18 protein-coding genes and 1 pseudogene are annotated in these 24,827 nt (G+C 48.0%); 10 read left to right on the plus strand and 9 right to left on the minus strand.

From position 1 onward, the window contains the following. Nucleotides 1–157: 157 nt before the first annotated feature. Complete coding sequence (locus QMA13_RS29275) at nucleotides 158–361, minus strand: copper ion binding protein (RefSeq protein ID WP_282937181.1); 204 nt, start codon at nucleotides 359–361, stop codon at nucleotides 158–160. Nucleotides 362–632: 271 nt separating this feature from the next. On the opposite strand from QMA13_RS29275, the pseudogene QMA13_RS29280 reads away from it, so the two are divergent. Then, nucleotides 633–1,941: pseudogene (locus QMA13_RS29280) on the plus strand (dicarboxylate/amino acid:cation symporter). Between the two features lie 129 nt (nucleotides 1,942–2,070). On the opposite strand, the gene QMA13_RS29285 reads toward QMA13_RS29280, so the two are convergent. Then, nucleotides 2,071–3,660: a DNA-binding protein gene (locus QMA13_RS29285; RefSeq protein WP_481858045.1), complete on the minus strand. Its 1,590-nt coding sequence runs from the start codon at nucleotides 3,658–3,660 to the stop codon at nucleotides 2,071–2,073. Between the two features lie 44 nt (nucleotides 3,661–3,704). Next, nucleotides 3,705–9,857, minus strand: a complete 6,153-nt coding sequence (locus tag QMA13_RS29290) for a fibronectin type III domain-containing protein (RefSeq protein ID WP_282937182.1) — start codon at nucleotides 9,855–9,857, stop codon at nucleotides 3,705–3,707. A gap of 199 nt (nucleotides 9,858–10,056) precedes the next feature. Between QMA13_RS29290 and QMA13_RS29295 the strand changes: the two genes are divergently transcribed. From QMA13_RS29295 to QMA13_RS29310, 4 genes are read left to right on the plus strand one after another with little or no spacing between them, the layout of a single operon-like run. After that, nucleotides 10,057–10,803, plus strand: a complete 747-nt coding sequence (locus QMA13_RS29295) for an ABC transporter ATP-binding protein (RefSeq protein WP_282937183.1) — start codon at nucleotides 10,057–10,059, stop codon at nucleotides 10,801–10,803. Further along, nucleotides 10,803–11,984 carry an ABC transporter permease gene (locus tag QMA13_RS29300; RefSeq protein ID WP_282937184.1) on the plus strand — a complete coding sequence of 394 codons (1,182 nt, stop codon included), beginning with the start codon at nucleotides 10,803–10,805 and terminating at the stop codon, nucleotides 11,982–11,984. Before QMA13_RS29295 ends, QMA13_RS29300 begins: the two co-directional genes overlap by 1 nt. A gap of 44 nt (nucleotides 11,985–12,028) precedes the next feature. Then, nucleotides 12,029–13,111 (plus strand): alpha/beta hydrolase, encoded by a 1,083-nt coding sequence (locus QMA13_RS29305; protein WP_282937185.1) that lies wholly within the window; start codon nucleotides 12,029–12,031, stop codon nucleotides 13,109–13,111. Then, the gene (locus QMA13_RS29310) at nucleotides 13,083–13,268 is read left to right on the plus strand and encodes a hypothetical protein (protein WP_282937186.1); all 186 of its coding nucleotides are present in this window, start codon (nucleotides 13,083–13,085) and stop codon (nucleotides 13,266–13,268) included. Before QMA13_RS29305 ends, QMA13_RS29310 begins: the two co-directional genes overlap by 29 nt. Nucleotides 13,269–13,296: 28 nt before the next feature. Here the strand turns inward: QMA13_RS29310 and QMA13_RS29315 are convergent, their stop codons facing one another. The 5 genes from QMA13_RS29315 to QMA13_RS29335 all read right to left on the minus strand — a co-directional run bounded on the left by QMA13_RS29315 (nucleotide 13,297) and on the right by QMA13_RS29335 (nucleotide 16,940). Continuing rightward, nucleotides 13,297–13,938 carry a hypothetical protein gene (locus QMA13_RS29315; RefSeq protein ID WP_282937187.1) on the minus strand — a complete coding sequence of 214 codons (642 nt, stop codon included), beginning with the start codon at nucleotides 13,936–13,938 and terminating at the stop codon, nucleotides 13,297–13,299. 1 nt (nucleotide 13,939) lies between these two features. Beyond that, nucleotides 13,940–14,347, minus strand: coding sequence for an STAS domain-containing protein (locus QMA13_RS29320; protein WP_282937188.1), 408 nt, complete (start codon nucleotides 14,345–14,347; stop codon nucleotides 13,940–13,942). Beyond that, a complete protein-coding gene (locus tag QMA13_RS29325) occupies nucleotides 14,310–14,807 on the minus strand; it encodes an ATP-binding protein (protein WP_282937189.1) in 498 nt (165 codons plus the stop codon). Before QMA13_RS29325 ends, QMA13_RS29320 begins: the two co-directional genes overlap by 38 nt. Beyond that, nucleotides 14,788–15,705 (minus strand): PP2C family protein-serine/threonine phosphatase, encoded by a 918-nt coding sequence (locus QMA13_RS29330; RefSeq protein WP_282937190.1) that lies wholly within the window; start codon nucleotides 15,703–15,705, stop codon nucleotides 14,788–14,790. Before QMA13_RS29330 ends, QMA13_RS29325 begins: the two co-directional genes overlap by 20 nt. 218 nt (nucleotides 15,706–15,923) lie before the next feature. Continuing rightward, the gene (locus tag QMA13_RS29335) at nucleotides 15,924–16,940 is read right to left on the minus strand and encodes a Gfo/Idh/MocA family protein (protein ID WP_282937191.1); all 1,017 of its coding nucleotides are present in this window, start codon (nucleotides 16,938–16,940) and stop codon (nucleotides 15,924–15,926) included. Between the two features lie 149 nt (nucleotides 16,941–17,089). Between QMA13_RS29335 and QMA13_RS29340 the strand changes: the two genes are divergently transcribed. Together QMA13_RS29340 and QMA13_RS29345 are read left to right on the plus strand one after the other, a co-directional pair. Continuing rightward, nucleotides 17,090–17,920 carry a helix-turn-helix domain-containing protein gene (locus QMA13_RS29340; RefSeq protein WP_282937192.1) on the plus strand — a complete coding sequence of 277 codons (831 nt, stop codon included), beginning with the start codon at nucleotides 17,090–17,092 and terminating at the stop codon, nucleotides 17,918–17,920. Nucleotides 17,921–18,026: 106 nt separating this feature from the next. Then, nucleotides 18,027–18,509, plus strand: a complete 483-nt coding sequence (locus QMA13_RS29345) for a hypothetical protein (protein ID WP_282937193.1) — start codon at nucleotides 18,027–18,029, stop codon at nucleotides 18,507–18,509. Nucleotides 18,510–18,682: 173 nt separating this feature from the next. Here the strand turns inward: QMA13_RS29345 and QMA13_RS29350 are convergent, their stop codons facing one another. After that, nucleotides 18,683–19,969: a LysM peptidoglycan-binding domain-containing protein gene (locus tag QMA13_RS29350; RefSeq protein WP_282937194.1), complete on the minus strand. Its 1,287-nt coding sequence runs from the start codon at nucleotides 19,967–19,969 to the stop codon at nucleotides 18,683–18,685. Between the two features lie 200 nt (nucleotides 19,970–20,169). Between QMA13_RS29350 and QMA13_RS29355 the strand changes: the two genes are divergently transcribed. The 3 genes from QMA13_RS29355 (at nucleotide 20,170) to lplT (ending at nucleotide 24,665) form a co-directional block, all read left to right on the plus strand. After that, complete coding sequence (locus QMA13_RS29355; RefSeq protein WP_282937195.1) at nucleotides 20,170–21,096, plus strand: S66 peptidase family protein; 927 nt, start codon at nucleotides 20,170–20,172, stop codon at nucleotides 21,094–21,096. Nucleotides 21,097–21,298: 202 nt separating this feature from the next. Then, a complete protein-coding gene (locus QMA13_RS29360) occupies nucleotides 21,299–23,482 on the plus strand; it encodes an AMP-binding protein (RefSeq protein WP_282937196.1) in 2,184 nt (727 codons plus the stop codon). Continuing rightward, on the plus strand, nucleotides 23,427–24,665 hold the full coding sequence (lplT, locus tag QMA13_RS29365; RefSeq protein WP_282937197.1) for a lysophospholipid transporter LplT: 1,239 nt from the start codon (nucleotides 23,427–23,429) through the stop codon (nucleotides 24,663–24,665). Before QMA13_RS29360 ends, lplT begins: the two co-directional genes overlap by 56 nt. The last annotated feature ends 162 nt before the right edge of the window (nucleotides 24,666–24,827 follow it).

Genomic DNA, 24,827 nt, shown 5'->3' on the forward strand with positions numbered 1-24,827 from the left:
TATAATTTCATCTAATGAAACTCAGTTTTAAATAATGAGATGATACTACAAACATAGCGCAAATGCTTTTATTTGTAAAGTCAAAATATCTTGCGCCGAAACAAAAAAACACAGGTTCAGGAGCTATCCCCCAAACCTGCGTTTTTTATAAAAATCGTTATTTAACAACGTCATACCCTTGATCTTCAATAGCGTCTTTTATCGCCGCTTCGCTCAGCTTCTTCTCATCAAAGGATATCGTAACCGATTTATTCGGCAGGCTGACATTACCACTGGCTCCGATTTCTTTCAATGCGCCTTCTATAGAGTTTACACAGTGGTTGCAAGACATTCCTTCCACTTTTAGCGTTATAGTTTGCATACTGATCGCTCCTCTCAATTCGATTATAATATACCCCCATAGGGTATGTCAATTACTAATATCATATGCATGTAGTATGACCAAAATGACCAAAAGTACCAATATGGTCAAATGATTCACATTTTGTTTTGTAAGCGATATCATAAGGCCTACAAGAACAAACTAACGAAAGGAATCAAAGGTACACAGCGGAAGCACCAGCCTGTTAAGCAGCCTGAATCTTTAATAATGAGTGGGTTATTCACACTTAAGAACAGAAAAGAGGGGTACTATGAAAATCAACTTTAAAAATCTGACCGTACAAGTGTTGATCGCGATCGTCATCGGGATTTTGATCGGTCAATTTTTTCCGGCTTTCGGGGTTCAACTTAAAGTACTTGGTGATATCTTCGTCAAGCTGATCAAAATGATCATCGCTCCAATCGTCTTCTTCACCATCGTCATCGGGTTTGCCAATATGGGCGATATGAAGAAAATCGGTCGTATCGGGGGGCAAAGCGCTCATTTATTTCGAGCTTGTGACAACGTTTGCAATGGCTATCGGTATCGCTGTTATGTACCTTATCAAGCCGGGGTCCGGAATGGATATCAGCAACGTAGGCAAAAATGCGGCGGATGTCGCCAAGTATGCGAAGCAAGCGGCAGAGACACCTCACGGATTTATGGATTTCATTGTCAGTGTCATTCCTGATAGCGCTGTCGGAGCTTTAGCCAAAGGTGAAATGCTTCCTGTCCTGTTCTTTTCAGTATTATTTGGTTTAGCTATGGCTGGATTGGGAGACAAGGCCAAAACTGTAACCGTATTCTTTGAAAAGGTAAATGATGTTTTCTTCCGTCTCGTCGGTATTATCATGCGCTTCTCCCCATTCGCTGCTGGCGGCGCGATGGCTTATACTATCGGTAAATTCGGCATTGGTTCCCTATTCTCATTAGGTAAAATGATGGGCTCTGTGTACATTACGATGTTCCTGTTCGTTGTTATCATACTCGGCACCATTGCAAAAATATACGGCTTCAGCATTTTCAATTTGTTAAAATTTATTAAAGAAGAGATCCTGCTTGTACTTGGTACTTCGTCGTCCGAATCGGCGCTTCCTCGTTTAATGCAGCGCCTGGAAAAATACGGCTGCTCCAAATCCGTAGTCGGTCTTGTTGTACCTACCGGATATTCCTTCAACTTGGACGGTACGTCAATCTACTTGTCTATGGCTGCTTTATTCATTGCACAAGCTTACGGTATCGAGCTGACTTGGGTTCAAATATTGACGGTATTAGGTATTCTGATGCTCACCTCCAAAGGTGCGGCTGGTGTAACCGGATCTGGCTTCATTACTTTGGCAGCTACATTGTCTGCTATTCCCGGCAATGTCATTCCAATCGAAGGCATGGCGTTATTGCTTGGCGTTGACCGCTTTATGTCAGAAGCAAGAGCCATTACGAATCTGATCGGTAACAGTGTGGCAACCGTTGTCATTGCGAAGAGCGAGAAGCAATTCGGCCTCCCTGAGCCTTCAGCAGCAGCTGACAGCGGCAGCGTGTACTCCGAAAACAGCAAAATGGCCGGTGTTACTGAAGCTTAAGCTACGAAATTAAGTAAAATAAGCTCATCGTTCCTTTTTCGGGGAATGATGAGCTTTAGTTTGTCATCCAAAGCACAATAACAAAACGCCTTACCCAGTAGTACTGGATAAGACGTCTTTTGATCTGGTTTATTGAATCGTTACGTTGTCCTCTTGATAAACGGTGCTTTTATCTTTTCTCAGCCTCATCTTCGCTGATCCGGCCGGTGCAGTCGAATTGATCTGTACGGTCAGCACCTTCGTTGCTTCACCTTTAGCATCTGCGGTTACGTTAAAGGAATGGTAGTTATAGTCGGTCGGCCATGTTCCATCATCCTTCTGTACTCTACCCACTTGTGTTCCCCCGGTTACATAAGTTCCGAGTTGGAGGGTAACGGTACTGTTAGGAGTCAAGCTTGTAGCCTTAACTGTCACTTGGAAGGTTTGGCCTGCTGTCAGCGTAGCCAGATGCGTCATCGTAATTCCTGCGCCTGCACCTGGATCCGTCGTTCCGCCGCCAGGATTTCCTCCTCCTGTCGATCCACCGGTATAGCCATAAGAACCTGCCTTATATGTTGTCGGATCGTACCATTTGTAGCCTGCCGAAGGGGCCGCCCATGGCTCTGATTGAGGCTCTGTGCTTGTTTGCGGATTTTCAATCGCAAGCAGCTGTGTTGGCTGGTCAAGCTGCAAGCCGTCAACTTGATCAAAGGATGTATAGCTTTCTTTGGTCGACAGCCAGTTTACGAGATTAACGAGCAATACGCCGTCATCTACTTCTTTAAAGCCGTCGTACGTTGTTTTTGTTGCTCCTGTCTCTTCACGTTTATACTTTGGAGTCGCATCTTCTACCGGAGAAGAGTCCCCAATGAAAGCTGCTTTACCTGCTCCAACTTTGGAAACAGAGACAAACGGTCCTTCCGCAATACCGCCGCCATTATACACGCCTTGGTCTACGGCATTCGCCCATTTGGTGCTGGTGTTCGGCAAATACACGATCCCTTTTGCTTTTTTCGGGTCCAAAATAGCCATGGTAGCACCCGCGTGCATAGCTACGCCCTTAACCCCTTTGGTAATACCAAAAGCTTGTTCTTCTGATACGATATTATTGGCTGTAATATCACCTAGCGCGTTATATCTGAACCGTACGCCAAAATTAGTTCCCAGCCAGTCGGAGCTTTTGACATCTTTCATAGCCGGAGAAGCCGCTTCCTCCGCATTCATTCCTTTTGCTGGATTATCCCAGGCGCCGCGGCGATAGCCGTTGAACGACTCGGAACCGTCCCAGCGGTTTTTATTGCGGTCTGCATTATAGTGGTCGGCGATAAAGAAAATGCTGCCGCCGTTTTGCACATATTCCAGCATGGCATCCTGTTCGTATGTTTTAAAAGGAACGTTAGCTTCCGCTGTGATGAACACATCGTAATCTTTCAAGTCATCATAATTAATAGGTGTCGTTTTGCGCAATTCCTTAACGTAGTATCCGATGTTGGCAAGCGCGTTACCGTAATCGGAAAATGCTCCGTCAATGACCCAATCCGCTGCTCCAGCGGTCTGAGCATGTGTATTATCAAACAAAACCTTTTTGCCATTCGGCGTTCCTTTCGCCGCAATGACCGGCGCCGGATCGAGCGCGCTTTCCGCATGTACTGCCTGGTTCCCGCCCATCCATAAGGATGAGGGCGGGAGAAGCAGTGCTGTAGCTAGAGCCAGCTTGAGCAATTTATTAGCGAGCTTCAAAATTTACACCTCCGTAAGTATGAGAGCGATGGTTAATAAAAGGATTATTTATGGATTCCCGAAATGGTAATATCAACGATTCCTACACCTTTAGTACCATCTGAATCAGGTGTTGCAAACTTAATCTTCGTATTGGCAGAGCCGTATGTGCTTAGATCAATGGTAGCTACTGCAGTCAGCGTAGTGCCAGTAGGTGTTTTTGAATCGATTAAGTTCCATGTAGCTCCATTGTCTTGGGAAATATAAACTTTTACGATGTTTTTAGTTGCATCTACCCCACCATATGTTCTAGCTTTGAAATCAAGTTGGATAGAGCTATACTGACTGAAGTCCATGGAAGGTGTGACTGTTGTCGCTGTATTTTTGGTCATTTGCAGGTACGTTGTTCCAAGGATATTTGCATCCGTCCATTCAGAAAAACCAGATACCCCCGTCCGAACCGGGATAACATTAGTTCTATCCTGCGAAACCACTGGTTTTGCTATCAACTTCGTAGGCGCCGACTGATTACCAGCCGCGTCCACTGCAATCACATAGACATCATAGTTGGTTCCAGCTGTCAAACCAGAAATCGTCACAGGTACGTCTGTGTTCGCAGCAGTCAAATCGATAGAACCATTTTTGAAAGCCGCCGCGTCGCTTGCGTCTTTGCCTGCTTTGACTTGTGCCGACGATGGAGCAGCAGCTCCGCTGGAAAGTACAACATAATACACTTTGCCCGTTTCATTAGCGCGAGCATTAAAGCCGTACGTCGAAGAAGTTACCGACGTATTGGAAATGGTCAAGACAGGTGCTGTTACATCCGGAGCCGCCGTCGTAATATCCAATTTAGCCGCCACCGGTTGGATCAAATTTCCTGCATCTTCCAACGCCACGTAAACGTCATAGCTTGTTTGCGGTGCTAAGCCTGTAATCGGCAATGTCATCTCTGTGTCTGCTGTGATGTTACTTTTGCCTGTCAAAGGATCTGAATTCGTTGCCTTAGTTTTAACGTCTGAACCAGTTAATGCTGGAGCTCCATCTGCAACTACTGCATAATAAACGATTCCGGTCTTATTAGCCTTCACTTTGACATCCGCTGTCGTCTGACCTACCTGGCCTGCAACCGGATAGGATGCTGCAAATACAGGAGGCTGGTTGTTCGTGATCGTAACGCTGCCCGATTCTACAGAATCCACTGAATCCGAGAAGCCGACATTGTTCGCAGACGCCTTCACCTTAACCGTATAGCTGCCAGTCAGCAAGTTTTGTACAGACAGATCAATCATTGGAACAATGGTATCTACCGACTTAACTGCATTCCCTGCAGAGTAAATGGTTACTGTATATTTGCTGGCAAGAGGTACCATGTTCCACTGTACCGAAGTTCCATTAACAACAATACCGGTTGGAGCTGCAAGCGGAGGCAGCACCACATTCGGCCGTACAACCTGCAATGCCGTGGCATACTTATAGCCTGTTGCATTGACAACAACGCTGTAGCTTCCTTCAACAGGGAAAGCTGTTGCGTTAATAGTCAGCTTGCCTTGGCTTACTGTGTACTGACTGCTGTTCAATGCTTTGCCTGCTACTTTCACACTTGTAATTTTGCCTCTCCAGGCTGTATTGTCCGGGAACGTCATTTGAACCTGAGAGCCTACTAAGTTGGTAACCGTATCCGGTGTCAGCTGAGGTGCCGAAGCCGTTGCAGCTGAGAAGACAAGCGCGTACGCAGGATCGCTTACCACGATGCCGCTTTGCGCACTCACTTCAAGTACTTTCCCTGCAGATTGCGGTGCAATCGCTACGCTGTAGCTGCCATTGTTGTCCGCAGTCGTAGTGCCCAACACTTGAGTGCCGATTTTCACCGTCACTTTTGCCGCTGCTTTGGTCATACCCGTAACTGTCGTCATGCTGTCATCCACTGCATTGACGGTTGGAATAAACAATACGCTGGATGCGTTAAGCAGTGCAATTGAGACCGAAGAAACTCCCACATTTCCTGCTGCATCCACAGCGTATACTTTATAAAGGCCTTCAGCCAATAGATCTGTTGCGATATCTACATTCGTATTTGCTGCTAATACCACAGAAGATTGAGCTGAATGTCCGTTAACCAGTTGGTCGAGATCCGCCTTGCTGGTCGGAGCAGCACTTCCTGCAACCAGATACAACGTACCTGTCTCATTGCTTTTTGCAGTAACCTTGCTTCCAACAATAACATTTCCTTGTGTTAACACCGTAATGGTAGGAGCAATATCATCCTTTTGTACGGTCAGGGTTACGATCTTCGTATCGGAAGCAGTGCTTCTGCTTATTGTTGCGATCAATCTAACGGTCGTATCCGCCAATAGGCCTTGACGGTTTACCGTACCGGTACTAGTGTCCACGATTGTGCTTTGTGCCTGATTCTCCAGAGCCCAGGAAATTGTTACCTGCTCGTCTCCGATCACAGGCAGCATGACTGAATCCTGCTGTCCGTCATAGGAGACGGTTAGCGCATTTTTAACCGCAGCTACAGCTTCCGCATCGGTCCATGCCATTGCCGGAACTGTAAGCGTAAAGGTTTTGGTGTCGGTCACTGCGCCTTTAGTCAGTGTAGCCGTCAAAATTGCTTGTCCAGCTGGTTGATCTTTAGCAGGACGAACCACTTTCCCCGCTGCATCTACGATTGCCGGATTACTGGATGTCCAAGTGATAACAGAGCCGTTGTCTCCTTCGGTTGGAAGGGTCAAATCGGCGACTACTGCACTTGTATCTCCCAAATCAAGAGCCTGCTTGTCGCGGGCTACGACTACATCATCCGCAAGGCCCAAATCTTGCTCAGAACGAGGATAGATCTGCGGATTGCCAGAGTAAATACCCACAATTCCGACTACATTGATAACATTTCCGTTAGCCAAGTTTCCGGACTTCACGCTGTACTTGGTCAAGAATGCTTCAAAGGCTTGGCCGTCTTTGTTCATTGTAAATTTCGCATCAGCTGCCATATCGGAAACCGTAATATCTTTCACGATAACCAGCTGGCCTTGTTTGGATAGCAATTCATTGCGATCCAAGCTTGTTTCAACCGGCGCAGGCACCTTGCTTGCAGCAAGCTTCTTCACTACTGCGCCTTTATCGAATTCAATCTCGCCAGAGAATGTCGTCTTCTTACCGACAACCTCTACTTGATCCCCTATCGAGATCGTATCGGTAGTCGTAGGTGTGAACACGAGAATTCCACCAGTCGAATCCTGCATATAAAAGCTTTTATTAGTGCTCAAAGGAGCTGTCGTCACGATACCGGTTGTTTTGACATTAAGCGTATTGTCAGGCAGCTGGCGAACTTCCGCAACGGTCTTGGAGCCTTGCACCGGTACAGCCGTCAGCTCGGTCTTCGCAGATTCGATGCCGTTCAAATTCACGGCGCTTACGCTTAACTTGTACTCGGTTCCGTTGGTCAAACCAACAACCGCATACGTCGTTGCCGTCAGGGTTGTTTTCAGCACATCGTTCACATACACTTTGTATTCTTTGAAATCGGCTTCGCTGTTCGCTTTCCAGTTCAAGCTGATTTGACCGTCTCCTACTTGCGCTTGCAAGCCTGTTGGTACAGCCGGTGTAGCTTGCGCTGCCTTCGGTGTAGCCTTCAGCTCCGTCTTCGCAGATTCATTGCCGCTTGTATCTACGGCGCTAACGCTGAACTTGTACTCTGTTCCGTTCGTCAACCCAACAACCGCATACGTCGTTCCCGTCAAGGTCGTTTTCAGAACGTCGTTCACATACACTTTGTACTCTTTGAAGTCTGCATCGCTGTTTGCTGTCCAGCTCAAGCTGACTTGAGCATCTCCCGCTTGCGCTTGCAAGCCTGCTGGTATTGCCGGTGGCGTAGTATCTCCTGGCACCTGCGCTGCCTTCGGCGTAGCCGTCAGCTCTGTCTTCGCAGACTCATTGCCGCTTATATCGACAGCACTTACGCTGAACTTATACTCCGTTCCGTTCGTCAAGCCAACAACCACATACGTCGTTGCCGTCAGGGTTGTTTTCAGCACATCGTTCACATACACTTTGTATTCTTTGAAGTCTGCATCACTGTTCGCTTTCCAGCTCAAGCTGACTTGTGCGTCTCCCGCTTGCGCTTGCAGGCCTGTCGGTACTGCCGGTGGAGTTGTGTCTCCTGGCTCCTGTGCTGCCTTCGGCGTAGCCGTCAGCTCCGTCTTCGCAGACTCATTGCCGTTTGTATCCACGGCGCTTACGCTGAACTTATACTCGGTTCCGTTGGTCAAGCCAATAACTGCATACGTCGTTGCTGTTACTGTTGCTTTCAACGCATCGTTAACGTATACGTTGTAGCCTTTCAAATCTGCTTCGCTGTTCGCTTTCCAGCTTAAGCCGACTTGAGCGTCTCCCGCTTGCGCTTGCAAGCCTGTCGGTACTGCCGGTGGAGTTTTGTCTCCTGGCTCTTGCGCTGCTTTCGGCGTAGCCGTCAGCTCCGTCTTCGCAGACTCATTGCCGCTAAAATCTATAGCACTGACGCTGAACTTATACTCTGTTCCATTAGTCAGGCCAACCACCGTATAGGTTGCTGCCGTTACTGTTGCTTTCAACGCATCGTTAACGTATACGTTGTAGCCTTTCAAGTCCGACTCGGTGTTTGCTTTCCAATTCAATGTAACTTGGCCGTCCCCAGCTTGGGCTTGCAGTTCTGCAGGAGCCCCTGGAGCAAAACGATCTACACCGCTGCCGGAGTTGTGTCTTCCGCCGCCGCCTCCAGAGCCGCTGGTGGAGCCTGTTGAAGTAGGTGATCCTGCGATCGATACCGTTACTCCATCGCCAAGCGTTACGTTCTGCGGCTTCATTTCCAGTTGAGCGTTGTTTGCGTTCACCACCGCGTTGACGATCGTCCCGTTGCCGTTAACCGTTGCCGGTCCGTCTAGGGTCAGATTCCTGATGACTACACCTTCACCTGCAACGATGGTGACTTGTCCAGCTCCTTTGGGAACTGTCAAATTCTCTATTGTACCTTTGCGAATTTCCACACGCGTGTTGGCGCCGATCATCAACTGATCTACGTTTCCTTCATTAATGACGACAACCGTTTGCTTCCCTGCCACATCGGTTGCCAAACGGTTGTATTTGCCGTCCATTTGCACCGTTACATCAGAGGCTTGTACCGAAATTTGATCAAACGTACCGGATAAAGAAATCGTAGAACGGGCAGGTACAGCTTTATCGACCAAAACTTGACCGAATGCTTTGCCGTCCTTGCTCTTATCCTCCAACTTACCGCCTGATAGCATTTGCAGCTTTTGAACGGATGTTGTTCCTGTAGCCAATACTCTTACATTTCCGCTCTTCTTCCGCACATCTACCTTGCCCAAAGTAGAATTCTCAAGCACAACGCTGTTCGGACCGCCGCCTTTGATCAATGTAGAACCTTTCACGGTCACATTTCGCAAAGTGACTTGGCCTTCCTCTACACCATCAGCAATAATCAGATTTCCATCAATAACCATATCGTGCAGCACTACATCCGCAGCCCCTATAATCACGGTTCCGCTTGTATTTTGCGTGAATTGCCCTGCTTTGTCGTATCGAACGGTAGCAGCCGAAATCTGTTTGGAACGGTCTACCGTAACAACAGCCTCCGAGCGCGTAATCGGGTTGGCCGGACGGAACGTATGATCCGGGTACCCGTTCATTAAGCCTGCTGCAATGACAGCTTGAACAGCCTTCTTGCTCCAGGCGGAGATCGTGTTTTCATCGTCAAAAGCAAGGGACGGGTCTATTTTATCCTTCCCAGACTTCATTAGAGCTTCCATGATGAACGCTACTTCCTGACGGGTGATTGGAGCATTAGGTTTGATAGTACCGTCTTCATAGCCGGTTATGTATCCTGCCGCTTTGGCTTTGGCAATATCATCGTAGAACCAGTCGCCGGACTTAACGTCCGTGAACGAAATGTCGGCTTTACGTTCAAATCCATAAACCCGGTTCATAATTGCAATAAACTCTGCTCTGGAAATGGTTGCATCAGGGTGCAAGGAACCATCCTCGTAGCCTTGAATAAAATCCATATCCTTCCAATTATCCCACTGCATTTGCGCCCAATGTCCCTGTGTATCCGCAGGTGCTGCGGAAGCGGCTGATGATGATGCCAGTGTTACATTCGGTATCACCATACTGGCTGCCAAAAAGAGACGAAGCGCAGTCAAGCTCGTCTTGCTGCCTTTCATGAAAGATCCTCCCCCGAGATAATAAATATCAAGTACTCCAACATAATAGCACAGGTAACTGACATGAAATGTAAAGATTATATTTAGTTTTTATTAACCCATTACCAATAAATATCCTCATGTTATTAGTTCCGACTGGAAATGCTTCTCCATTTCAGCTAGTCTAATAAGATACAGTCCTATTAAAGGAGGATATCGCATGAAACCGATCCTAGAAGTGGATCACGTAACAGGCGGCTACAGCCGACAACAGCCTGTGCTGCATGATTTGACATTCCAAGTACAACCGGGAGAGATGGTTGGACTTATCGGCTTGAATGGCGCAGGCAAGAGCACTACCATCAAGCATATACTTGGCCTTATGCAGCCTCATCATGGGGAAATTCGTCTCAAGGGGAAAAAGCTCTCCGAATCGCAGGAACAGTACCGACAAACCTTTGCTTATGTTCCGGAGAGCCCGTTATTATATGAGGAATTAACGGTTCAGGAGCATTTGGAGCTCACTGCCCGAGCCTACGGATTGGATAAAAACTCTTATCAACAGCGGATTCAGCCTCTGCTGGAACAATTCCAGATGGATGCGCTGACGGGCCGCATGGCTTCGCATTTATCCAAAGGAATGCGTCAAAAGGTGATGATCATGTGCGCTTTCCTTGTACAGCCTGAGCTGTACATCATCGACGAGCCGTTCCTCGGCCTCGATCCACTCAGCATGAGATCTTTGCTCGAATTAATGGTGTCCGTCAAACAGAGCGGCGCAGCCATCTTGATCAGCTCGCATATTTTAGCCACGATTGAACGGTATTGCGAGCAATTTCTCGTTATGCATCAAGGAAAGCTTATCGTATCGGGTACGGTAGAGACGCTGCAAGCAGCAGCCGGAATGCCCTCCGCTCCGCTCGACGATGTATTCTGCAGCCTGGTAACAAGGGACGGTTCGCGCTGATGGATATGAAAGTGTTGTATCAACGCCGAGCTGCCGAGTTTCTCAAAGAAATTCGGCCTTATCTCCATTACGCTCTGCAAAGCGTTATCATGTCTTCAGTTGCCGTTTTCCTGTTATTCTCGATTGCGTATCGCTTGTTTCTCGGATGGGTGACACCAGCGTTCCCTTGGGAACTGCTTTGTGCGGCCGTTATGCTTTTTCCGCTTGCAGGGGGAAAAATACGTACCTATCTGCAGGATGCTGACATCCTATTTTTGCTGCCTCATGAACGTGGAATGAACCAGTATCTTCAAGCAGCTATGCGCAAGGCCCTGATCATTCAAACGGCCGTTGTCATTGCAGTGTGGCTTCTAATCTGGCCTCTTTACGCTAAAATGACAGCTTCCGGCGGACTTCAATTTTTCATCATCCTCGTAGTTTGGCTCCTATTCAAGTGGGCACTTCTGTTCGGCAAATGGACCGAGCTGCAGCTCCAGGAGCCTGGCGCAAGAAGAGGGTTCGTGCTTCTACGTTGGATACTTGCAGCTCTATCCGCTTACGCCATATTTACATGGAAACTGCCATATGGCATTCTTCTCCTGGCTGTAGGGTCTATCCTTTATCTTGGGCTGCTTCGATTGCCTAACAAATATATTGTCCATTGGATGCTGCTGATCGATTGGGAAAAACGCCACCGCTCCGGTGTGTACCGGTTTCTGAACTGGTTTATTGATGTGCCGCAGGTGCAAGGCAAAGCGAGAAATACTCGCATTCCCAAAGCATGGCTGCAGCTCATTCCGTTCCGGCAATCCTCATCGTATTTGTATATGTACACTCTTATTTGGCTTCGCTCGGAGCTGCTCGGGATTACATTCAGACTAACAGTACTCGGAATCGTTATTCTCGCTTCGTTACACAGTGATTGGGCATCCGTTATTGCCTATATCGCCTTCGCGCTGTTCGGAGCGCTGCAGCTGTCGGATTTGAAGCGATATTACCGGGTTCATATTTGGCACCGGATCTATCCTTTGCCGGAGGGACTCTTGAAGCGGTCCATCAGCAGCGTGCGTCTAACCATTCATCTTGTCATGCTTGTGCTTATGTCCATCCCACTCTGGTGGACTCTCTCATCCCCTATGTGGGCTGCTGTTCTATTCCTTATGAGCTGCGCGGCGTCCTGGCTGTTCCATAGGTTTAAGTAAACTTTTAATAAAATGGATGTTGTTTACGTGCAGCTTGTCGTATAATGGTACCTGCAATAGCGCTTGAGAGCAGTTACTTAGCGAAAGCAACACTATTTTATTGCCCGGAGGAAAGCAAAGCTTCATTTAAAGCAAGTTCCAAGGGGTTGGAAAGGAATGTACATATGCGACCTACTCCTGCTATAACGAGAGCTCCGCGCCCTCGCAGCAGCTTCAAACGCAAGGGATTATGGGGCGCCTCTATCCTCATCCTGCTTCTGATAGCCTGTGTCGGCGTTTCTGTCTATGTCGGCTGGAAGCTGACACATCCTGTGCGTGATACACTGAAGGATACTCCGGAGGCGCACGGCATCCACTTCGAGCAGGTAGAGTTCCAAAGCAGAACGAACGACGTAACCCTAAAAGGTTGGTTTCTAGAGAGCGAGTCGTCGCCGGCTAAGCTGAACATCATAATGGCCCACGGCTATCGCAAAAACCGCTTGCAAGCGGATGCTGAGGCATTGAAGCTGTCCAAAACGCTTGTGGATCAGGGCTACAACGTTCTCATGTTCGACTTCCGCAATTCCGGGGAGTCCGGCGGTGATGTGACGTCCGTAGGCTATTTGGAGAAGTACGATCTGCTCGGAGCTGTCGATTGGATGAACGCGAACCACCCTGGAACCATTGCGCTGCATGGTTTTTCTATGGGAGCGACCACTGCGTTGATAGCAGCCGCGGAGGAGCCCAGCATAGTGGGTATTGTAGCGGATAGCCCTTTTAATCATTTGACCCGGTATTTAAAGGAGAACCTGCCTGTCTGGTCCCACCTGCCGAATTTTCCGTTCACGCCGCTAATCCTTGGCATTTTACCGCAGTTGACCGGGATTGACCCGGATCAGGTGGACGGTCTGAGTGCGGTTGATCGAGTCTATCCTCGGCCTATTCTGTTTATTCATAGCACCGATGATCATTCGGTTCCATATTCGAACAGTGAAACGATGTGGGCCAAGCATCCTGACCGTTTTGAGTTGTGGAAACCATCCGGGGCGGACCATGTGAAAAGTCACGCGGTTCATCCGAAGGAATATGAAGAAAAAGTACTTCAGTTCTACAGCCGGCTTGAACAACACCAACCTCAACAACAGTAGTAAAGCTGTGAAAGCTCCCGCTTTTACCATTCAAATGGACGAGCCGGAGCTTTTATCTTTTACGATGAAGGTGTGGCAATCCGCTTGTTTACACAATTTTGACAGACCGTCCTCTCTGCGTCTGGATGATGGACAACAATCCCAGCTGCTCCAATGAAGTCAACGCTTCAATCAGCTCTTTGCCTTCAAATTCGACCCCCCTTGTATACTAATAAATCGACCAGCTCCAGCAGTGTTACCTCGTAACCGCTTTGAAGATTGTTTTGAACTAACGCAATCAGTTCTCTTGTCAATTGCTTCTCCTGGCTTTCGATGAAACGGGAGCGGATGACAGCAAGCTCACTATTGAACTTGTCCCGGTATGCCGCTGCAATATCTTTCTCCACCTCCTCTGGTACCTCCAAGCCGCGTTCACGAAGCACCTTGAAGATGGAATCGATATGATCCGCGCCCTCCTCCACAAATCGATTCAGAGATTCCAATATGTGCTCGTTATAGGTCCTCGTATCCTGCCGCAATGTAATCAGCTCCTCCTTCATCTTGCCAAATTCATCCACCTTCTCGCTAATTTTGCCGAGTGCTTGCTGAACCATCCGATTTTGAGCGGAGGCCTCCAAAGTTTGAATGTACGAATACACCATCGCCACCACAGCTAACAGGATCGTCGTTAAAGCCGACCCCAAAGAAATTTGATCGATGACTTCACGGGAGGTATGGAACTTCCAAACCGCCACAGCAAGGAGCAGTATCGTTAGATCGACAATGATAAATCCATAAATGAGATCCTTCTTGCTCATTTTGTCCGATAACGATTGCAAATGGTTCATCCTATGAGTCCTCCTTCCTTAAGGATTGTGCTTCCAACCGCTGAACAGCCTCCTGCATACTATCGCAAATGGGCATCAGCATATGCAGCTTGGCTATCGTAATCAACTCCTTCATCAATTCATCCTTCACAATGATGGCCATGTGCCTGCTACCGATACAGTAGGTTTTCAAAAAATGAATCAGTACCCCTAAGCCCGTACTATCAATTAAAGTCAATCCGGACAGATCCACAATATAGCCCTCAGCAGGCTTCACTACACGGGTCAGCCATTCCTTGGCTTTACCCTCATATCCATAGGTCAGTTTACCTGTAGCTATAATATAGAGATAAGACCCTACCCGTCTGCTGCTAAAATGGATGAATGAGCCCTCACCGCTTCCGTTCGGATCGTATACTTGTTTGCTCATGCTCAACATCTCCTTTTTTCCTTAATTGAATCGTGAATTTACCATCTTCATCCTGTTCGTATGTGATTTGGTCAGACCATTGCTTGGCAATTAATAACCCCCGTCCTCTTTCTTCAAGGAGCAGCTCTTCCATGCTAAGGCTGCTCTTGCCTCGTATCTCTTGGCACACTCCAAGCTCCGCGTAATTTGAAATGGTAACAACGATTTCCCCTTCCTCCAGTTCCATTCTCAGCCATAGCGTGCAATCCAACCGTTTCTGACCCCTGCAGCCACTGATTTTGTTCTTCGCCGCTTGATACCGAAGCGCACCTTCGACCGCATTGATAACCAACTCGTGCACGGCAAAGCATAGCTTGCGATATTGAGCCACTCCCGTACCCTTCAGAAATTGCTCCATCAACACATCCGACATATCTATGAATTGCTGGCAAGGATAACTTTCAAGTACCATGAACACCATCGCTGTCACTCCTCATCGTCTGATCCTTTAAATCCAACACGATAACACTAATATCGTCGGGCTTGTTTGCTGCCTGCTGCAGATCTCCCTCTAATCGGCCCATAAAACAATCCGTGTCGGAACGGCTGCAGGCTTGCAGCAGTTGCTTCATTCGCAGCTCGGTTGAGACGGGCAAGGAACCGTATACTTCAAATAATCCGTCCGTGAACAGCACGATGCGTGCTTTTTTACGATAGGGAACCACCGCTTTGACAAACACCGCCTTGGCATCGATCCCTAACGTAAGACCTCCAGAAGATAATTCGGATAGGTTATCATCATCACCCAGCATGATTCCGTACGGATGGCCCGCATTGACATATTCCACTCGTTTACGCAATGCGTCCGCTCTTATACAAACAGCCGTACAGTACATAGCATCTTCCTCCGCTATGGTCCGCATCAGCTCGCACAGGCGCGTATTCAATCGGTTCATAATTTTCTTTGGGTCCATAAGGTTTGGAGGAAGTGATTGCATAAAAGCTTGCATATACATGCTCACGAAGGAAGAGGAAACTCCATGTCCCATGACGTCCATCAAAATAATCCACGCGCTGTGCTCCTGCAGCAGCGTCCACATATACGTATCTCCCGACACTTGTCCAGAAGGAACGTGCAGGCCTTTAATAACGATAAAAGCGTTTTGTACCGGCTTAGGCAACACCGATTGCTGTATTCGCTTGGACAGCTCCAGGTCGCTTCGTCTTAGCTGCTCCATTTCGCTGTATTCGGAGTGTTCGCGGCATCCACGAATATGCAATAAGAGGCAAAGGCTCATGAAGACTAGCAGGGAGACGGTCAACGTTATAAAAAAGTAGGATGGAAGAATGCAAACAGCCAATACGTAATCGTTCAACATGTTCTTCCCTCCTCTCGCGCTTGTACTATTACGGTATGAAGTCAGTTGAGAGTTTGACTCCATGAATGAAGAGGTCCTTCTATCATTTTTTTCTAATGCTAGAGTTACAAAAATTGGAGCAGTCTTCAGACAGTGAAAATTAGCGCCATAGACAAATAAAAGCCGCCCTTGGAATGTCCAAGAGCGGCCAGCTCGTTGATTGATTAATGCTGCTAATTCTAGCTGTATATGATTTTTTCCCCGATGCGGGATGATTCATAAATATCCATGACAAGTCTGAACGCTTTGTAGCCCTCAGGACCATCGATCCAGAACTGCTTGCCTTCTAATATATGCTCGTAGAAATCACGAATTTGGAACTGATGACTCACGCCCCAATAAGCTTTCTCTCCCAAGTCGTTCTTAACCGGCTCTGCCAACACGGTCTGCTTACCGTCCTGTTCCAGATACAACGTATCCCCGCGCTGCGACAATACCGCATTCTCGAAGATCAGCTCAACTTCGATAGGGGTGCTTTTGCCGTAAGCATTCGTAGCGTAGAATACCGCCTTCACATCGTTCTTAAACTGAACAAACGCGTGTGCAGAATCTTCCACCTCAATAACACCTTCGAGGGAATCGTTAGAGATACTTCCCTTGATGCTAGCGATGTCTCCACCTAACCATTGCAGCAGATCCAGTGTATGAATCGCCTGATTAATCAGAACGCCGCCGCCTTCGGTAGCCCATTTACCCTTCCATTCGGTTTCGTAATAGGCAGGTCCCCTAGACCAGGTGACGATCCCCTTCATGCACAGCAGCTTGCCGAATTCTCCGGACTCAACAGCCTGCTTCATGCGCTTGGACGACGGATTGTACCGGTTTTGAAAAATAACGCCCAGTTGAACATCCTTACTTTCCTTAGCCGCATCCAGCATCGTTTGGGCAGAAGCTTTATTCTCCGCCATCGGCTTCTCCGTTAATACATGCTTGCCCGCCTTTAAAGCATCCACCGTCATCGGAGCATGCAAATAGTGGCCTGTACAAATATGAACCACTTGAATATCATCGCGCTTCAGCATTTCCTTGTAGTCGGTGTAATAATCGCAGCCGTACTCCGCAGCCACTTTTTGAGCCAAGCTTTCGTTAACATCCACAACGGCCTTTAATTGTGCCAGCTCCAACCCTGCGATCGCTTTCAAATGGACGCCTGAAATAGAACCGCACCCGATAATTGCTGTTCCCAATGATTTCACGTTTTCACCTGATTTCTTAATGGTAGCGTGCCAAATAATGAAACACGCTTTAATTCACATTTTATAATGAGGTATAATAAAAACAAATTCATTGCATGAATTGCCGTATTTATTGCTTTTTTTGACTTTTTATCCGGAGGTGCACTACCATGCGCATTGCTCATGAAATAAAAGGAATTCAATACGGTCACAGGCGTACGGAGCACCCTCCGAAAATGGACTTCCATCTGCATGACCGCTTCGAAATTTACTTTTTTATTAGCGGAGACGTCCATTATTTTATTGAGAAAAAGGTTTATCCGCTCGCCTATGGCGATCTGTTGATTATGAATAATCGGGAGCTGCATAAAGCGACGTTGCAGTCAGATGCACCCTATGAAAATATCGTCATTCATTTTGACCCTGAAGTGGTAAGGCAGCTCACTTCGTCGTTTACTTTAGACCTGCTCAACTGTTTTACGAACCGTCCGCTGGGGGAACAAAATAAGATTCAGCTGCTTCCTCCTCAATTGGAAGAGCTGTTAGCCGTATACCAAAAGATGGATTCCTTATTCCAACAGCCGTCCGACGGCTCTGACATTCTGCTCTCTACATATACCATTGAGCTGCTGGTGCTGTTAAACCGTGCCTTTGTGCATAATCAGTCCCCGCTTCCTTCATCGTTCGTTCCGGAGAAGCTAGCGCCGGTGCTCGACTTTATTGATAATCATCTTGATCACGATCTGTCCTTGGAGGCACTTGAGCAGCAATTTTTCATGAATCGCTATTACTTAAGCCGGCTGTTTCGCCGAAGTATCGGGAGTACAATCCATGAGTACATTTTGCTTAAACGTATCGCACAGGCCAAAAAGCTGCTGTATGAAGGACATAACGTTACCGCTGCCTGCCAGTTATCAGGATTTAACGATTATTCTAATTTTATACGTATGTTCAAGCGAATCGTCGGTGTTCCCCCAGGACAGTACCGAAAGCAGGGATAATGAATCCGCTATTGACGAAGACAAAGACCCATAGTAAGATGAACGATGGCTTTTCGCTAATCCGATGTATGTTATTACATGAATAAAGGTAAAGGACGTTGCGGACGTGAATATGAAGACATGGGTCATCTGCTTGTACTTGATGTTTATTTACTGGATTTCCCGGCATGTGCCGGATATTAAAATGATCTTTTACCCGACACTGGGCGCTTTCTCCTATTTGTTCATCACCCGGACCTTCTCCATAAAAGATTTCAGTAAAATGATCGCCGGCGCCTCCGTTGCATCGTTGATCAGCTCAGCGTTGTATTTAAGCCATACAGGCATGTTTTCTTTTCTGGCATCTACTCTGTGCGCCATTCTAATCATTCGCAAGCTGAAGCTGAATGCGCCTCCCGTTCTGACAATTGCACTTGTCCCCTACTTTGCGGAGCCTGCTCAAGTATGGACGCTTCCACTTGCCGTGCTTGTATCGCTTAGCGGCCTGCTGCTGCTCCTGTCACTAGCTGAGCTCGTTCAAGCATCATGGCGTGCCGACCTGCGCTGGTGGAGGAAGAAAAACCATTCCATAGATAATAGTAATTTATAAGCATAATTGATAAGCCCGGTAAAAAGAGATCCTCTCTTTAGCCGGGCTTTTAATGTTGAATCGAACACTACTGACCGTAGCACATGCCGAGTATTTTGAGAAATGTAGTCAAGATCGTTTGAGGGAGACGCCTGAAGCGGTTCAATAACAAGCTCTTTCACTGGCTGTTACGCTCAGCGCTTGACCACCCGGAAATTGTCCTCTAGGAGAAGCCAATTTTGTGGGAAGGCGAGCCCCAATTTCCAATAGCTGACACCTCTGATCCCAAGCTCCTTGACCAGATTAAACTTGGCTTGAATCGACCGCGCATCCTCAAACCAAACGATGTGCCTCTTGCCTGCATCGCCGGTATATTGAAAATGCGGCGCCTGTGCGACGTGGTCATATTGAATCCCTGCTCTACGCTCTCTTGCCAGGTCGATCGCTTGCTGAGGGCTTAGCGCTCTGGCAAATGGACCGCCAGGTACATAAGGCAGCGTCCAATCATAACCGTACAGATTTTGCCCCATCATCACTTTAGAGGCCGGCATTTCTGTGATAGCGTATTCGAGTACCCTGCGCACGGAAGGCAAGGGTGAGACCGGCATGGGAGGACCGCCGCTATACCCCCATTCGTAAGTCATAATGATGACGAAATCAGCCACTTCCCCGTGAACCTTATAATCATGGGCCGTATACCATGCTCCGGTCTGCGCTGCGCTTATTTTGGGCGCCAGCGCTGTGGACATTAAGAACCCTTGCGCATGCAGTCTTGCTGCTGCCTTCCTTAGAAAACGATTATAAGCTTCCCTATCGGTTGGACGAAGATGCTCGATATCGAAATGAATATCGCGGAACTGAAGCTCCTTTGCCGTACGGATTACGTTATCAAGCAAGTGGTCTTGAACAACAGCATCATTCAATACAACTTCCCCCAGCTCTGCGCTGAACTGCCCCTTTTCTAGATTCGTTACAGCCATCATTAGCGTAACCCCTTGTTGAGCGGCAATGGTAGCAAAGTCGTTGAGAGGAGGCGCTTTTAACGTACCGTCCCTCAATATATGAAAGCTGAAGGGTGCCAAATATGTAAGATGTGGTGCAGCTTTCTTAGCAGCCTCATGAAGTGCCGGGGACACATGCTCTCCTCTTGGCTCCACATAGGCATTGATCTCCGCATTCCGTCGCGGCCTTGGAGGAATATAGAGCCGTCTGCCAGCTTGCAGAGGTGTATTCCAATCCAAATGATTCGCCTGCACTATCGCCATCTCCGATAAGCCCACCTTGACGGCTATCGACTGAAGACTATCCCCCGGCTGTACCCAATAATACATTCCCGCGATAGGAATAACCAATGCTTGCCCTACGACCAAATTCCCTGGAGCCGATAGCTCGTTAGCTTCGATAATCGATTCAACAGTAACGCCATATGAATGGGAGATGACATAAAGCGATTGCCCGGACTGCACGACATGAATTTGCATAGAGCCTCCATTCTCAACCCGTATGAGGTGTCCGGGCTGCAGGATAACCGTTTATTTGCTGTTAATTCCATTGTATTTCCGTATATGGTTAATGATGCTCCATAACACTATTAATTCACGATAAAGCAGCATAGATATTGTAACAGTGAGAAATAGAAAAGGATCCGGATTCAAGATGTCTACTAAAGGAGGTTTTTCGAATGGCTATAAAACCGCCTCTGTTGCAGCCTGGGGATACGATAGGAGTTGTAAGTCTTGGAAGCCCGCTTCCTGCCTCCGAAATTGACAGTGCGGTAGCAATATTAAAAAATATGGGGTTTCAGGTTATTCTCGGCAACTATGTTTATGCAGATAGCGGATTTCTATCGGGAACAGACGAACAGCGGGCATACGATTTGATGAATATGTTCATCAACCCCCAGGTGCGACTGATTTTACCTACAAGAGGCGGGGTTGGAATTGCAGGAATATTGCCTTATCTGGACTATCGTACCATTTCTCTGAATCCGAAAATTGTGTCCGGCTACAGCGACGTCACCGTGCTGTTGAACACACTGTATCAGTTCAGCGATCTAATGACGTTCTCCAGTTTAATGCTGATCAATTTTCGCATGGACACGCCACCTTACAATTTCAATCAATTTTTCGGATTGATCTCATCCACTACCTATCCCAAGCTGATTCAAAATCCTCCTGGCATTCCCTTGATCCCTAAAGTGCCGGGCAACGTAACAGGACGTATCGTAGGCGGAAATCTGACTTCTCTTGTAGACACTCTCGGAACTCCCCACGAGATCGATACCCGTGGCTGCATCTTGTTTCTCGAGGAAACGCACGAACAGATTAATCGGGTGTACCGAATGATCAATCATCTGAAGCTGGCTGGCAAATTCGCCGACTGTGTCGGCATTGTTATGGGGGAATGCACCAACTGCGTGACATCCTACGGCAAAACTTATGACGACCTCATCAACGAGGTCATGGTCCCACTCGGCAAGCCCCTGATCACCAACCTTTCCTCGGCTCATGGCATCTACAAAGCTGCCGTACCGATTGGAGCCAGGGTCAATCTCAACACGATCACTGCATCTTTGACCATTTTGGAGCCTACAGTAAGCGCCCGCTAGGCATATTGTCACTTCCATTGGCAACCGGCTTTGCCCGCATCTTTGACGACGAGGCCGGTTATTTTGTATGTTCTCTTATCCATAAACAGGAAGGTACTATATAAAGTTAGTACTCTTCTTTTGTGTGAGCTGCGTATACAATACAAATATAGCTTAGCACCAGGTATTAAGAGCCAGTCCAACAAAAGAGGAGTCGATTCCGATGCCTATCCTTATCGCAATCCTGAAAATGATATTCCGCCTATGCTTTAAATTCAAAATTTCCGGTCTGCACAAGCTGGACTTTAGCCAACACACTATCTTGATGCCGAACCATGTATCGCTCTTGGACGCCATCCTGCTAGCAGCTTACCTTCCGGAAGAAGCCGCGTTCGTCGTGAATACCAAAATCGCTCAACGATTCCGGCTTGCCCTCAAGCTGCGCAAGCATATTACCGTAGATCCGTTAAACCCCTACTCCGTAAGGACTATGGTTAAAACCGTACAAAGCGGCGTACCGCTCGTCCTATTCCCTGAAGGACGCATTACAACGACGAGCGGATTGATGAAAATATATACCGGTATCGCCTATATAGCACTGAAAACCGGAGCCCAGCTCGTTCCCATCGCAATCAACGGCGCAGAGCGCTCCAAGCTCTCCTACATTGGACGTAAAATAAAAACCGTCTGGTTCCCGGTTATCGATATACAAATCGGCGATGCCTTCGTTATCGAGGCTCAGCCGAACCTGACTATGAAACGTCAGAAGGAGCAGGCAGCCTACACGATCCTGTTAGCTCTGCAAGAACAGCTGCTGCAAAGCAGATTGAAGCCGCAGGTCAACCTGTTCGACGAGCTGCTCCACCAAGCCTCCCTTCACGGGAAGCGTAGCGTTATCTGCGAGGATCTCTCGCAGCGTATGACTTACGGTAAGCTGATAACAGCTTCCCACATTTTCGCTCACAAGCTCCATCCGCTGCTGAAGGAACAGCAAACGGTCGGGGTGCTGCTTCCAAACTCAATCGGTCATGCGATTGCTTTGTTCGCTCTATTTCGTCTAGGAATCACTCCGGCTATGATGAATTTCTCCTCCGGGCAGCAAAGTCTTCTCGATGCATGTGAAACTGCGGGATTACAGACTATTGTCACTTCCCGTCAATTTATCGCAGCTGCGAAGCTGGAACAAACAACCGCAGCCTTGGCCGATAAATGCCGCCTCATCTATCTGGAGGATGTCAAAGCATCCGTGGGCTGGAGCGATAAACTTGCAGGCCTGTTGGATCAATTAACAGGCAAGAAGGCGGCTCCAGGAAGCCGCGATGTGATCTTGTTCACCTCCGGCAGCGAGAGCAAGCCAAAGGGTGTCGTACTAGGGCACGAGCAGTTGTACGCCAACATACAGCAGGCCAAAACCGTATTCGATTTCAACTCATCCGATATTTTGTTCAATGCGCTGCCGATGTTTCACAGCTTCGGACTCACCGTAGGGACGCTGCTGCCGCTTCTTACAGGCGTGCCCGTGATTTTGTATCCAAGCCCCTTGCATTACCGGGCTATCCCTGAAATCGTGTATGACCGGAATGCAACCATCCTGTTCGGGACATCCACTTTCTTGGCCGGGTATGGCAGGGCTGCGCATCCTTATGATTTTCATTCGGTCCGTTACGTCGTTGCCGGAGCGGAGAAGCTCAAGGATGAGGTAAGAGAACTGTGGAGCCGCAAATTCGGCATTCGGATATTGGAAGGCTACGGGACGACGGAAGCCGCTCCGGTCATTTCTATCAATTCTCCCCTTGCTTCGAAGCTGGGTACGGTTGGCCGAATACTTCCGGGCTTACGATACAAAGTCGAGCCCGTTGCCGGAATCGAATCCGGAGGGAGTCTCCTTATTCAAGGACCAAACGTGATGAAAGGGTATCTGATTCACGGCAAAGGCTTCGTCCCGTGCCCTGAGTGGTACGACTGCGGAGATATCGTCGAGCTGGATGCACAAGGCTTTATGACGATTCAGGCACGTTTGAAGCGGTTCGCCAAAATCGGCGGAGAGATGATCTCTCTCCAGCTTGTCGAAGAGATAGCTGCAGCCTGCTTTGCAGATCCAACGTTGTCTCTGGCTGCAGTCAGCGCGGCGGACGTCCGCAAGGGTGAACGGATTGTACTTTATGTGACAAAGCCGGGCTACCATCTTCAGGAACTCAAGTCCTGCATGGCAGCCAAGGGCTATACACCGCTGCTGCTCCCGTCCCGTTTGGAAACGATTGATAAGCTTCCGCTGCTTGGCAGTGGTAAAACCGACTATGTAGCGCTTAAAAAATATACGGATTCTGCGATTCCAAAAGGAGCGGAACACAATGAACCCCATCCATCCGACAATTCAGGCGTCCACAACCAAACCAACCATGCATAAAGCGCTGAACGCGCTGTATGTAACGCAATTCTTATCCGCTTTCGCTGACAATATGTCTCTATTGGTCATTTCAGGATTACTGACACGGAACGGCTTTTCCGCCGAATCGTTGGCTCTGGTAAGCATGGCCTTCTTTCTTCCCTACATCTTGCTGGCGCCTTTCGTAGGCCCTTTCGCTGATAAGTATCCCAAAGCCTTGGTGCTGGTGGCAGGAAACGCCCTCAAATTACTTGGAATTGCCTTGCTCCTTATCGTAGATTCCTCCAGCATCGTGATGCTCATGCTATGTTATTTTACAGTAGGCATCGGCGCTGTCGTCTATTCCCCTGCCAAATACGGCATACTTCCGGAGCTGACGGCTAACGAACAGGAGCTGTTTAAAGCCAATTCCCGCATCGAGGCCTATACCATTCTCGCCATTCTTACTGGTATCGGCGGCGGCGGCTCTATCGTTGCTTCAGTCTCTCCGTTATGGTCATCGCTTATCTGCGCTACCTTATATGCCGTATCGCTCTGTATGACCTTTCGGATTCCTAGAATGCATGGTGATCGATCGATCCGATATACTCAAGAAGCTTTACAATTTTTCAACAGTGCTTCTCAATTGTTCCGCAATCCGGTGACGCAATTTTCCCTAGTAGGTACAGGCGCCTTCTGGATGAGCTCCGCCGTTCTGCGGACAGCCGTCCTGGCCTGGATTCCAGCATCACTCGGCTTTCGTTCCGATGATGTTCAAGTATCCTTAATCCTGGCCACAACTTCGATAGGTATTATTGCCGGGGCCTTCTTTGCTCCTAAGCTGGTACAGCTCAAGCAATTTTTCAAGTCTGTTCATTTCGGCTATATCATGGCTTCGCTGATCTTCTTGTTCCCATGGATTCACAGTACTCCAATCGCTATTATTCTGCTTCTAGCTGTCGGCAGCATGGGAGGTATCTTCATCGTTCCCATGAACACAGTGCTGCAGGAAGAAGGTCTGCGTATAACAGGGGCCGGTAAAACAATCGCCGTTCAAAACCTGATTGAAAACAGCTTGATGCTCGCAGGCTCAGGGCTTTATTACGCAGCCGTTGATAGAGGAATATCGATTTCCGGGGCAATAGCATTCCAAGGCGGCATCCTTCTTCTCTTCCTTGTATTTCTAAGCTTTAAAATCAGTAAACTGAAAGCACAACAGAGCTGAATGCATCATCCTATAATTGGACCTTCGCTTATAAGCGGAGGTTTTTTTGCTTTTGGAAATATTTTCGTCACGCCCATTGACATACCCCATGGGGGTATATTATAGTGGAAGTATCAAAACAACAAGTTCACTTCAAAATTAATAAATAACCTGTCGAAGGAG

The sequence above is a fragment of the Paenibacillus sp. RC67 genome, assembly GCF_030020805.1.
GTDB lineage: Bacteria > Bacillota > Bacilli > Paenibacillales > NBRC-103111 > Paenibacillus_S.

What these genes read in the sequence shown, in the direction of transcription:
- QMA13_RS29275 (WP_282937181.1), bottom strand. Translation starts at nt 361, where the DNA reads ATGCAAACTATAACGCTAAAAGTGGAAGGAATGTCTTGCAACCACTGT.
- QMA13_RS29290 (WP_282937182.1), bottom strand. Translation starts at nt 9,857, where the DNA reads ATGAAAGGCAGCAAGACGAGCTTGACTGCGCTTCGTCTCTTTTTGGCA.
- QMA13_RS29295 (WP_282937183.1), top strand. Translation starts at nt 10,057, where the DNA reads ATGAAACCGATCCTAGAAGTGGATCACGTAACAGGCGGCTACAGCCGA.
- QMA13_RS29300 (WP_282937184.1), top strand. Translation starts at nt 10,803, where the DNA reads ATGGATATGAAAGTGTTGTATCAACGCCGAGCTGCCGAGTTTCTCAAA.
- QMA13_RS29305 (WP_282937185.1), top strand. Translation starts at nt 12,029, where the DNA reads ATGGTACCTGCAATAGCGCTTGAGAGCAGTTACTTAGCGAAAGCAACA.
- QMA13_RS29315 (WP_282937187.1), bottom strand. Translation starts at nt 13,938, where the DNA reads ATGAACCATTTGCAATCGTTATCGGACAAAATGAGCAAGAAGGATCTC.
- QMA13_RS29320 (WP_282937188.1), bottom strand. Translation starts at nt 14,347, where the DNA reads ATGAGCAAACAAGTATACGATCCGAACGGAAGCGGTGAGGGCTCATTC.
- QMA13_RS29325 (WP_282937189.1), bottom strand. Translation starts at nt 14,807, where the DNA reads ATGGTGTTCATGGTACTTGAAAGTTATCCTTGCCAGCAATTCATAGAT.
- QMA13_RS29330 (WP_282937190.1), bottom strand. Translation starts at nt 15,705, where the DNA reads ATGTTGAACGATTACGTATTGGCTGTTTGCATTCTTCCATCCTACTTT.
- QMA13_RS29340 (WP_282937192.1), top strand. Translation starts at nt 17,090, where the DNA reads ATGCGCATTGCTCATGAAATAAAAGGAATTCAATACGGTCACAGGCGT.
- QMA13_RS29350 (WP_282937194.1), bottom strand. Translation starts at nt 19,969, where the DNA reads ATGCAAATTCATGTCGTGCAGTCCGGGCAATCGCTTTATGTCATCTCC.
- QMA13_RS29355 (WP_282937195.1), top strand. Translation starts at nt 20,170, where the DNA reads ATGGCTATAAAACCGCCTCTGTTGCAGCCTGGGGATACGATAGGAGTT.
- QMA13_RS29360 (WP_282937196.1), top strand. Translation starts at nt 21,299, where the DNA reads ATGCCTATCCTTATCGCAATCCTGAAAATGATATTCCGCCTATGCTTT.
- lplT (WP_282937197.1), top strand. Translation starts at nt 23,427, where the DNA reads ATGAACCCCATCCATCCGACAATTCAGGCGTCCACAACCAAACCAACC.